The 9,486-nt window shown below is 39.8% G+C and carries 8 protein-coding genes and 10 tRNA genes; 6 read left to right on the top strand and 12 right to left on the bottom strand.

The genetic code is table 11. The features are described 5' to 3' along the window. Nucleotides 1–47: 47 nt before the first annotated feature. Together V7137_RS19290 and V7137_RS19285 are read right to left on the bottom strand one after the other, a co-directional pair. On the bottom strand, nucleotides 48–566 hold the full coding sequence (locus V7137_RS19290) for a response regulator (RefSeq protein ID WP_335699572.1): 519 nt from the start codon (nucleotides 564–566) through the stop codon (nucleotides 48–50). A 91-nt stretch (nucleotides 567–657) separates the two neighbouring features. Continuing rightward, nucleotides 658–1,692, bottom strand: a complete 1,035-nt coding sequence (locus tag V7137_RS19285; protein ID WP_335699571.1) for a fatty acid desaturase — start codon at nucleotides 1,690–1,692, stop codon at nucleotides 658–660. 258 nt (nucleotides 1,693–1,950) lie between these two features. Here V7137_RS19285 and cidR point away from each other — a divergent pair, with 258 nt between their 5' ends. The 6 genes from cidR to sleB all read left to right on the top strand — a co-directional run bounded on the left by cidR (nucleotide 1,951) and on the right by sleB (nucleotide 8,337). Then, nucleotides 1,951–2,844 (top strand): cidABC operon transcriptional activator CidR, encoded by an 894-nt coding sequence (gene cidR, locus V7137_RS19280; RefSeq protein ID WP_335699570.1) that lies wholly within the window; start codon nucleotides 1,951–1,953, stop codon nucleotides 2,842–2,844. 252 nt (nucleotides 2,845–3,096) lie between these two features. Beyond that, a complete protein-coding gene (locus V7137_RS19275) occupies nucleotides 3,097–3,615 on the top strand; it encodes an acyl-CoA thioesterase (RefSeq protein WP_335699569.1) in 519 nt (172 codons plus the stop codon). 15 nt (nucleotides 3,616–3,630) lie between these two features. Then, nucleotides 3,631–4,005, top strand: a complete 375-nt coding sequence (locus tag V7137_RS19270; RefSeq protein WP_335699568.1) for a hypothetical protein — start codon at nucleotides 3,631–3,633, stop codon at nucleotides 4,003–4,005. Nucleotides 4,006–4,291: 286 nt separating this feature from the next. After that, nucleotides 4,292–5,737 carry a DEAD/DEAH box helicase gene (locus V7137_RS19265; RefSeq protein WP_335699567.1) on the top strand — a complete coding sequence of 482 codons (1,446 nt, stop codon included), beginning with the start codon at nucleotides 4,292–4,294 and terminating at the stop codon, nucleotides 5,735–5,737. A 127-nt stretch (nucleotides 5,738–5,864) separates the two neighbouring features. Beyond that, on the top strand, nucleotides 5,865–7,325 hold the full coding sequence (locus V7137_RS19260; protein ID WP_335699566.1) for a M20 family peptidase: 1,461 nt from the start codon (nucleotides 5,865–5,867) through the stop codon (nucleotides 7,323–7,325). Between the two features lie 292 nt (nucleotides 7,326–7,617). Beyond that, the gene (sleB, locus tag V7137_RS19255) at nucleotides 7,618–8,337 is read left to right on the top strand and encodes a spore cortex-lytic enzyme (protein ID WP_335699565.1); all 720 of its coding nucleotides are present in this window, start codon (nucleotides 7,618–7,620) and stop codon (nucleotides 8,335–8,337) included. A gap of 147 nt (nucleotides 8,338–8,484) precedes the next feature. Here sleB and V7137_RS19250 read toward each other — a convergent pair. From V7137_RS19250 to V7137_RS19205, 10 genes are all read right to left on the bottom strand, one after another. Continuing rightward, nucleotides 8,485–8,558, bottom strand: a tRNA-Ile gene (locus V7137_RS19250). An 11-nt stretch (nucleotides 8,559–8,569) separates the two neighbouring features. Further along, nucleotides 8,570–8,643: transfer RNA gene (locus tag V7137_RS19245), tRNA-Gly, on the bottom strand. An 11-nt stretch (nucleotides 8,644–8,654) separates the two neighbouring features. After that, nucleotides 8,655–8,729 (bottom strand) — tRNA-Gln (locus V7137_RS19240). Nucleotides 8,730–8,745: 16 nt separating this feature from the next. Beyond that, a tRNA-His gene (locus tag V7137_RS19235) sits at nucleotides 8,746–8,821 on the bottom strand. Between the two features lie 42 nt (nucleotides 8,822–8,863). After that, a tRNA-Asp gene (locus V7137_RS19230) sits at nucleotides 8,864–8,940 on the bottom strand. Between the two features lie 3 nt (nucleotides 8,941–8,943). Then, nucleotides 8,944–9,017: transfer RNA gene (locus V7137_RS19225), tRNA-Met, on the bottom strand. Nucleotides 9,018–9,031: 14 nt separating this feature from the next. Then, nucleotides 9,032–9,124: transfer RNA gene (locus tag V7137_RS19220), tRNA-Ser, on the bottom strand. 20 nt (nucleotides 9,125–9,144) lie between these two features. After that, nucleotides 9,145–9,221: transfer RNA gene (locus tag V7137_RS19215), tRNA-Met, on the bottom strand. A gap of 19 nt (nucleotides 9,222–9,240) precedes the next feature. Next, nucleotides 9,241–9,316 (bottom strand) — tRNA-Val (locus V7137_RS19210). Nucleotides 9,317–9,353: 37 nt separating this feature from the next. After that, a tRNA-Glu gene (locus V7137_RS19205) sits at nucleotides 9,354–9,428 on the bottom strand. Nucleotides 9,429–9,486 lie beyond the last annotated feature (58 nt).

Genomic DNA, 9,486 nt, shown 5'->3' with positions numbered 1-9,486 from the left:
GTCAGGCACCATGTGAAAATTTCACATGGTGCCTGACACCCATTTTCTTAGCCTGTTGGCAATTTCATTTTATCTAGTATGGTGGTGAGGTAATTTCTAACTGTGTTAATTTTTGTCTGTTGCCGGGCGCGCGGTTGGAACACTTCTATATCGTGTTCCTGATCATCGACCGATTCTTCATCGATTAGTTCGGGACAGTATATTCTATCTCCATGGACAATGCTGCGAATGGAGCATGCTAATTCCTCACTCGGGCTATCCTTCAATAAAAATCCACTTACTTCCGCTTGTAAGGCACGCTGATAATATCCACTCCGAGCAAAGGTTGTTAGGATAATGACCTTACAGCCAAATGACCTTAAAGCTTCCGCTGCCTCAAGACCGCTCATTTCAGGCATCTCAATATCCATGATACAAATATCAGGCTGCAATCGGTGCACTAGTGCAATAGCCTCTTCCCCATTGCTTGCCTGGCCGACTACTTCCATATCCTCTTCCAAATTCAGGAGAGAACCCATAGCCCCTAGCAGCATTTCTTGATCCTCTGCAATAACAATTCGAATCATGTAAGTTCTCTCCTTATCTGGCAGCTGTTATGTAAATAACAACTCCCCTTAAATTAAGGGGAGTAAGCCTGTTATAATGTTTAGTTAATGGTTAAATTTCCGGTTTAATCTGTTGTACAGAAAACCTTTTCTTTGCTAACGCTTTGACTTCCTTAAAGCTGACAAAATTCTTTCGTTCCTCATCCCACAAACGGAAACGAAGTGACCGTAAGCTTGTAGCAAGAGAAATGGTTGGTACTTTTTGTAAAGGCGGCGTATTATTGTGTGCTTCTTCCAACTTATAGTTAGGCACACGAGGGCTTAAATGGTGAACATGGTGGAAACCAATATTCCCAGTGAGCCATTGCAAAACTTTTGGAAGCTTATAGAAAGAACTGCCTTCTACTGCTGCTTTCACGTATTCCCATTCTTTATCTTCTTCAAAATAAGAATCTTCAAACGTATGCTGTACATAAAACAACCAAATACCTGCAGCTCCTGAAATCATGAAAATCGAGCCCTGTACTAATAGAAACGCCTGCCATCCGATTGCCCAACAAAGCAAACTAATCAAAGCAACAATCAGAACATTCGTCAAATAAGTGTTGTTTCGCTCTTTCCTTTTAGCACCTTTACGGTTAAATCGATTTTTAAGAAGAAACACATAAATTGGACCTAATCCAAGCATAACCAGTGGATTACGATAAAAACGATAGGCAAGGCGAAGTCTAAGTGGTGCAGCTAAATATTCATCTACTGTAAGTGTCCAAATATCACCAGTTCCACGTTTATCCAGGTTACCACTTGTTGCATGATGAACAGAATGCTCATGTCCCCATTGATCAAACGGGAAGATCGTTAACACACCCATCGCTGTTCCAACAATTCGATTGGCACGGCGGCTTTTAAAAAAGGAATGATGGGTACAGTCATGAAATATGATGAAAATCCTTGTTAAAAATCCTGCGGCTATCACGATCGGAACTAATGCTAACCAATAGGAAACGGATAGGCTTAAATAGGCAAGGTACCATAATGCAATAAATGGTGCGACTGTGTTAATAATCTGCCATACACTTTCTTTTGTCGTTGATTTTTCAAAGGGAGCAACTTGTTTTTTTAGAGTTTTCGTATTTTGTGTGGTCATTTTATTGAATTCCCTTCCTTCTTTGTTTCGTTATATCAAAGTATATAGAAAGGAGTTTGTCCTTGTTAGTAGCAGGTGTCATGTACAGGGTATGACAAATGTCACATAACATAATATTTTTTTATCAAAATGTGCATTGAGTGTCTGATTTTTGCTGTGCTATAAAAGATGTTGGCCATGTGATAAAATAATTTAATTATTTCCAGATACTTAATTGAAATATCAATCCTAAAGATCAATTACAAGAAGGTGTGCATATTGGATATCAAACATTTACAATATTTTATTGAAGTATCGAATTACAACAGTTTTTCCCGAGCGGCAGATCATTTATTTATTACTCAACCAACCATTAGTAAAATGATTAAAAACCTTGAGACGGAGTTGGGCGTTGCTCTTTTTGATCGCTCCCGTAAACAATTAAACTTGACCGATGCAGGTCTAATCATATTGGAACAAGCAAAATTAATTGACAAAGCATTTAAAAATTTAGAAACGGAATTGGACAACCTTACAGGACTAAAAAAGGGGCATATTCGTATTGGATTGCCTCCAATATTTAATGCGCATCAATTCCTCAAAATTGTTGGCAGCTTCCACGAAAAGTACCCTGGGATTACTTTTCAATTAGTAGAAGATGGTTCTAAGAAAATAGAAGAAGATGTGGACAAAAATCTTCTTGATGTTGGAATCATTGTTCTTCCGACTAAGAACGAACTCTTCAACCATTTCTCTTTTATGGAAGAAGACCTAAAGCTCATCCTTCACCCATCACACCCACTAGCAGAAAAAGAGGAAGTCCAGTTATCTGAATTGGCTAACGAATCGTTTATTTTGTTTAATAAGGACTTTGTCTTAAACGATCGCATTATTCTTTCATGTAATAATGTAGGCTTTAATCCGCACATTATATCTGAAAGTTCACAGCAGTCTTTTATTGAAGAAATGGTTTCGTTCAAACTTGGAATTTCCCTACTGCCGGAGAGTATTTGCCATAATCTAAATAGAAACTTAAAGTCGGTTAAAGTAGTTAACCCGTCCATCAGTTGGAACCTAGCCATTATTTGGGGCAAAGATCAATACTTCTCCTATGCTGCAAAAGAATGGCTGAAATTCACTAAAGAACAGCTCACAAAGGGAATTCAAGATTAATTTTATATGCCCTATACTAGTCATGACGGTTCATAATAATGGAACCGTCCTTTATTATCTAAAAATTCACTATTTATATAATGCATAATTGAAAGTGTTTACATAGATAAAAGCTATACTAAAGATAAAATATAACCATTTTACTAACCGAACAATGCGGCGTACACTTGTTTCAGGCAAGAAAAACCTTTTTACAACGTGGATATTGTATTTACTTGCTAGGATATCCCATCATGAAAGGAAGCAAATTAAATGAAAGCAAAAAAAGCGAAAGAAAGCCGCATTATTAATACAGCGCAAGTATTATCTTGCGATTTAAATAATTACAATACATTGTTTGGCGGAGTTTTGATGAAAAAGCTGGATGATGCCGCAACATTATCAGCCCGTAGGCATTCTCGAGTGAAAGAATGCGTAACTGCATCTACTGATCATATCGATTTCTTATGCCCTATCCATCAAACGGATTCAGTCTGTGTCGAATCGTTTGTATCCTATACAGGTAGAACATCTATGGAAGTTTTTTGTAAAGTTATCGCAGAAGATATGATGAATGGCGAGCGCCGCATCGCAGCTACAGCGTTTTTGACTTTTGTAGCTTTAGATGAAAATAAGCGTCCTGTTGAAGTTCCAAGTATTATCCCTGAAACCGCGGAAGAAAAATTTCTCTACACAACAGGTAAAGAAAGAGCAGAAATTCGCAAATTAAAAAGACAAAAAAGTAAAGAATTAGCTGAGTTTATTTCACTAGAAAAACCTTGGGACAATTAAGAGGAGGAAGAATTTATGATGATAACTTTATCTAGTATTGATGAATTAAAAGCAGCCAACGAAGTCCTTGAGAAATTTCAAAAAGACTATCCAAATCTTTTTAAAAAACTGTTGGATATTGTTAATCTTACACGTGCATTACAATTTAAATATCAATACATGGGATGTTTAATTATGGATGAGGATCCTGGTCAAAATACCCCTAATTTTGTGTACGGATCTGTTCTGCGCTTGTATAAAAAAGAATTACAAAAATTAAAAGATGACCAAGATTCCCAAGTATTGAAACAAACTTTTTCTGAGGTCAAAAATATCGGTTACGCAAAAATCAGCCTTTTAGTATCAGGTATGACACCAGAATCATTAGTTGGCGCTTCTAGTATTAAGTAGATTCGTCTATAACATTTCAATTACAATTAGAAACCTAATATTAGAAGTTAATATAAATTGTCACAAACGATTGCCCCCTTTATTCCACTTTTAAAGAAGGAAGCAGGAATCCATTTTCATGGTTCCTGCTTCTTCTTTTTGCATTAAAAGGACGAACGGTGTTAGTCACTGTTCGTTTTTTTCAATTTATCAAGTATAATGAACCATATTCAGATTATGCATACGATATTTCTTTGCGAGAAATCATATAGATAAGCCGGATAATACTAATAAACGAGGTTAATACATGAGCGAAAAAAGTTTTACGGATTATAATTTAAGTGATGAACTCACAAGAGCACTGGCCATTTTAAAATATGACACTCCCACCGAGGTTCAAACCGAAGTTATCCCTTTAGCATTGAGAAATCAAGATCTTGTCGTAAAATCACAAACAGGCAGCGGTAAAACCGCTTCTTTTGCTATTCCTATATGTGACATGATTGACTGGGAAGAAAGAAAGCCTCAAGCATTAATTCTTACCCCGACTAGGGAACTTGCCGTTCAAGTTCGCGAGGACGTAACAAATATCGGCAGGTTTAAACGAATTAAGGCAATGGCAGTCTATGGAAAAGAACCCTTTTCGAAGCAAAAAGAAGAATTGCAGCAAAAAACGCATGTCGTCGTTGGGACACCAGGACGTGTCATGGACCATATCGACAGAGAGACCCTCGTACTAGACGAAATCAAGTATCTTATTATTGATGAAGCAGATGAAATGCTTAATATGGGGTTTATCGACGAAGTCGAAGCGATTATAAAAGAGCTTCCGTCTGACAGAGTCACGATGGTATTTTCGGCTACCTTACCACAGGATGTTGAGAACCTCTGCCATAAATACATGAACAATCCTGTTAATATCGAGATCGCTTCTACCGGGGTCACGACCGATACGATTGAACATCTGTTAATTGAGGTGAAAGAAGAAGATAAGCTTTCTCTGCTAAAAGATGTTACAGTTATTGAAAATCCAGACAGCTGTCTTATTTTTTGCCGAACAAAAGAACATGTGGATACGGTGTACAGCGAATTAGAAGGCTCCAATTATTCTTGTGAACGACTCCATGGGGGATTAGAACAACAAGATCGGTTTGCCGTAATGGACGGCTTCAAAATGGGAAATTTCCGCTATCTCGTTGCAACGGATGTGGCCGCACGTGGAATAGATATCGATAATGTAACTCTCGTCATCAATTATGACGTCCCGATGGAAAAAGAAAGCTATGTCCACCGTACAGGAAGAACGGGACGTGCAGGCAATGAAGGCAAGGCGATTACGTTTGCCACACCATATGAAGGGAAATTTGTTCGCGGGATTGAACGATATATTGGGTTTGAGATTCCGAAAATGGAGGCACCTAAGCCTGAAGACGTCGCGAAAGGAAAAGAGGCTTTCGCGGAAAAAATTAGCGGCCGACGCGTCGTGAAAAATAATAAAACGGCTCGAATTAACCAAGGTATTATGAAGCTCCATTTCAGTGGAGGAAAAAAGAAAAAGATGCGCGCGGTCGATTTTGTCGGGACCATCGCAAAAATTCCTGGTGTCACAGCCGATGATATTGGCATTATCACCATCCAGGATCAAATGACCTATGTCGATATTCTGAATGGGAAAGGCTCACTCGTCTTACAAGCGATGGAGAATGCCACCATAAAAGGGAAGAAACTGAAAGTTAGCAAAGCGCTGAAATAAGGACAGACATGTAGAGCGATTATCTAGTATAATCGCTCTTTCATTTTGTCTATTCACATAAAATTCCCGCTATTCTGATAAATATTGTACTATTAAGATATTAACAGGAAAAGTGGAGGATTTTACAATGAAAAAACGAAAGCTCGCACTACAAATTTTTGGCTGTATCATTCTTGTTTTCTTATTTGTAACCGTTTCCAACACACTGACACTAAAGTCAAAACAACCTGTCCCCCACGTTACAAAAGTAGTAATTAACGAGAAAGAAGCGGTTCAGCATTTGTCCAAAGCCATCACATTCAAAACGGTATCCTATCAGGACCGAAGTAAGTTTGATTTTAAGGAATTCCAGAAGTTTATTGCCTTTTTACAGGAAAGCTTCCCAAACGTTTATGAACAGCTTGAATTTGAAAAGGTTAATGATTACGCACTGGTTTATAAATGGCAAGGTTCAGATACGAGCAAAAACCCCATCGGTTTAACAAGTCATTATGATGTTGTTCCTGTCTTATCTGGAACGGAAGCCAATTGGGAGCAAGATCCTTTCAGTGGTGCTGTTGTGGACGGTAAGATATGGGGCCGGGGAACGTTAGATGATAAGATCGGCGTGATCGGAATTTTAGAAGCTGTTGATTATTTAGTAACTGAAGGTTTCAAACCGGAGCGTGATATGTATTTCATGTTTGGATTTGATGAAGAAATTGGTGGTGACGAAGGGGCTAGCGCCATTGTAGACACCCTAAAAGATAGAGGGGTCACGTTTGACTATGTTTTAGATGAAGGGGGCGCGATTGTCGAAAACATGGTTCCTGGGGTGAACCAGCCTGTTGGTGTCGTTGGTATTTCTGAAAAAGGATCTGCTACGGCAGAATTAACGATTGAAGGCAGCGGCGGTCACTCCTCCCAGCCAAAGGACCACACCAATATTGGCCGGATATCAAAGGCGATAGCTAAATTAGAAGATACCCAGTTTAATGGTGACCTTAGAGGTCCGGGGGAAGACTTATTTGAATTTGTTGCACCGGAAATGAGTTTTGGAATGAAATATGTGTTTGCCAACAAAGGTATTTTCGAGCCAGTGATTGAAAAAATATTACTTGGTCAGCCAGCTTCTGCAGCATTAATTCGTACCACTATCGCCCCAACGATTTTTCAGGCGGGCGAGCAATATAATGCTTTACCAGAAAAGGCTACAGCAATCATCAACCTCCGTCTTATGCCTGGTGATTCCTTAGGAGAGGTAAAGAAGTTCATTAAAGCTACCATAGAAGATGATGATATTAAAGTGACGATAACGGGAAATGAAGCATCCAAGGTGTCTTCGATTAAGGGATGGCCCTTTAAGTCGATTCAACAAGCAGCAAGGAATGTTTACGGGAATGCAGTCGTTGCCCCCTATTTAATGTTTGCCGGCTCTGATGCACGGCAATATGACACTATTTCGAAGAATACGTACCGGTTCTTACCTGTCCAGATTACTTCAGAAGACCTCAACCGAATGCATGGCACGAATGAACATGTCAGTATCGAAAACTACCTGAAGGCGATTCAGTTTTATGCGGAAGTCATTTTGGAGTCTAATAAATAAGTAGAGATCTTTTCACAACTTTTATTTACTTTAAGATAAGTGTAAATAAGTAAAGCTCATTAATGCCAATTCCTCAAGCCATTTTAATCAAACGTTTGATTAGTTTTTCAATCAATGAAAGTGAAATAACAAGGAGATTTCTTAATGAATGTGAAAAAAGCTCATAAGGAATCATTAAATATTTAGAAAGGATACCGTAATCTAAAACGGTATCCTTTTTTAATAAAAAAATCACATAAAAGGGTAAAAATAGAAGAAGATAAAATTATTAATGTTCTTAGGAGGCTAAATTTTGCTAGAAAAAGCTTTCATTAAGACACGGCTGATTTTTATTGTTCTTTTAATTGTGTTCATCACCACTAGCGAACAAAGTAAAGACGTACTAGCGTTTACAAGTCAGGTGCTGCAAAGAGGTTCGACAGGAGAGGACGTAATTGAGTTACAGTCACGACTCAAATATAACGGCTTTTATAAAAGTGAGGTGGACGGTGTATTTGGCTGGAATACTTACTGGGCCGTTCGGAATTTTCAAGATCAATTCGGTCTCCCAGTCGATGGAATTGTCGGTGCAAAAACAAAGGCTGCTATTGTTAAAGCTACAAAGTATGAAAAACCAGGTTCATCAGGTAATAATTCTGCTAATGTACCATCCGGTTTTTCACAGAATGATATTCAATTGATGTCTAACGCTGTTTACGGGGAATCACGTGGAGAGGAATACACTGGGCAGGTCGCTGTTGCAGCTGTTATTTTAAATCGTGTCACCAACTCTTCATTTCCTGATACGGTGGCAGGTGTCATCTATCAACCCGGGGCCTTTACTGCTGTAGCAGATGGCCAGATTAATTTAACTCCTAATGCGACAGCGAAGAAAGCAGTTATGGATGCCATCAACGGCTGGGATCCTAGCGAAGGGGCTATTTACTATTTTAATCCTGACACTGCGACAAGCAGTTGGATATGGAGTCGTCCACAAATTAAAAGAATTGGAAAACATATATTTTGCCGATAGAGTATAAAATGAACCTGGCTGAGACCAGAAATCTGATGCATTTTACGGTTCAGACATTATTTGTGAGTAATCATTTAGGACAAGACCAAAAAAAGACTTGGAAGCTCAATACAGCCTCCAAGTCTTTTAATATGTGTGCATTTATGATGGGCCTAAATGGACTCGAACCATCGACCTCACGCTTATCAGGCGTGCGCTCTAACCAGCTGAGCTATAGGCCCAAAAATTTAATTGGAGCGGGTGAAGAGAATCGAACTCTCATCATCAGCTTGGAAGGCTGAGGTTTTACCACTAAACTACACCCGCAAATAAAAAAATGGCTGGGCTAGCTGGATTTGAACCAACGCATGTCGCAGTCAAAGTGCGATGCCTTACCGCTTGGCTATAGCCCAATATGTTAAAAATAAATGGGGCGACTGATGGGAATCGAACCCACGAATGCCTGAACCACAATCAGGTGCGTTAACCACTTCGCCACAATCGCCAAAATCTATATATCAATAGTAGGAAACCTACTAGAAAAAAATGGCGGTCCGGACGGGACTCGAACCCGCGACCTCCTGCGTGACAGGCAGGCATTCTAACCAACTGAACTACCGGACCAAATTGCGGGGACAGGATTTGAACCTGCGACCTTCGGGTTATGAGCCCGACGAGCTACCGGACTGCTCCACCCCGCGACGATTAAAAAATATGGAGGAGGAAGAGGGATTCGAACCCCCGCGCGGTTTGACCCGCCTGTCGGTTTTCAAGACCGATCCCTTCAGCCAAACTTGGGTATTCCTCCAGTTTCAAACAAAAATTCATTGGTAGCGGCGGAGGGGATCGAACCCCCGACCTTACGGGTATGAACCGTACGCTCTAGCCAGCTGAGCTACACCGCCAAAGAACAAATATAATTTATGGTGGAGGATGACGGGATCGAACCGCCGACCCTCTGCTTGTAAGGCAGATGCTCTCCCAGCTGAGCTAATCCTCCACAATGATGAAAGTTTTTTTCTTGCGTAAAAAAACTTTGGTGACCCCTACGGGATTCGAACCCGTGTTACCTCCGTGAAAGGGAGGTGTCTTAACCACTTGACCAAGGGGCCGCTATAAATAGTAAGCAAAATAATAGCCCCGATTGGGGCAAGCCTGGCAACGTCCTAC

The organism is Neobacillus drentensis, from assembly GCF_036962765.1.
GTDB classification, from domain to species: Bacteria; Bacillota; Bacilli; order Bacillales; family Cytobacillaceae; genus Neobacillus; species Neobacillus drentensis_C.
Note: the sequence above shows the minus strand (reverse complement) of the source record. Positions and strands in the feature narration are given on the sequence as shown.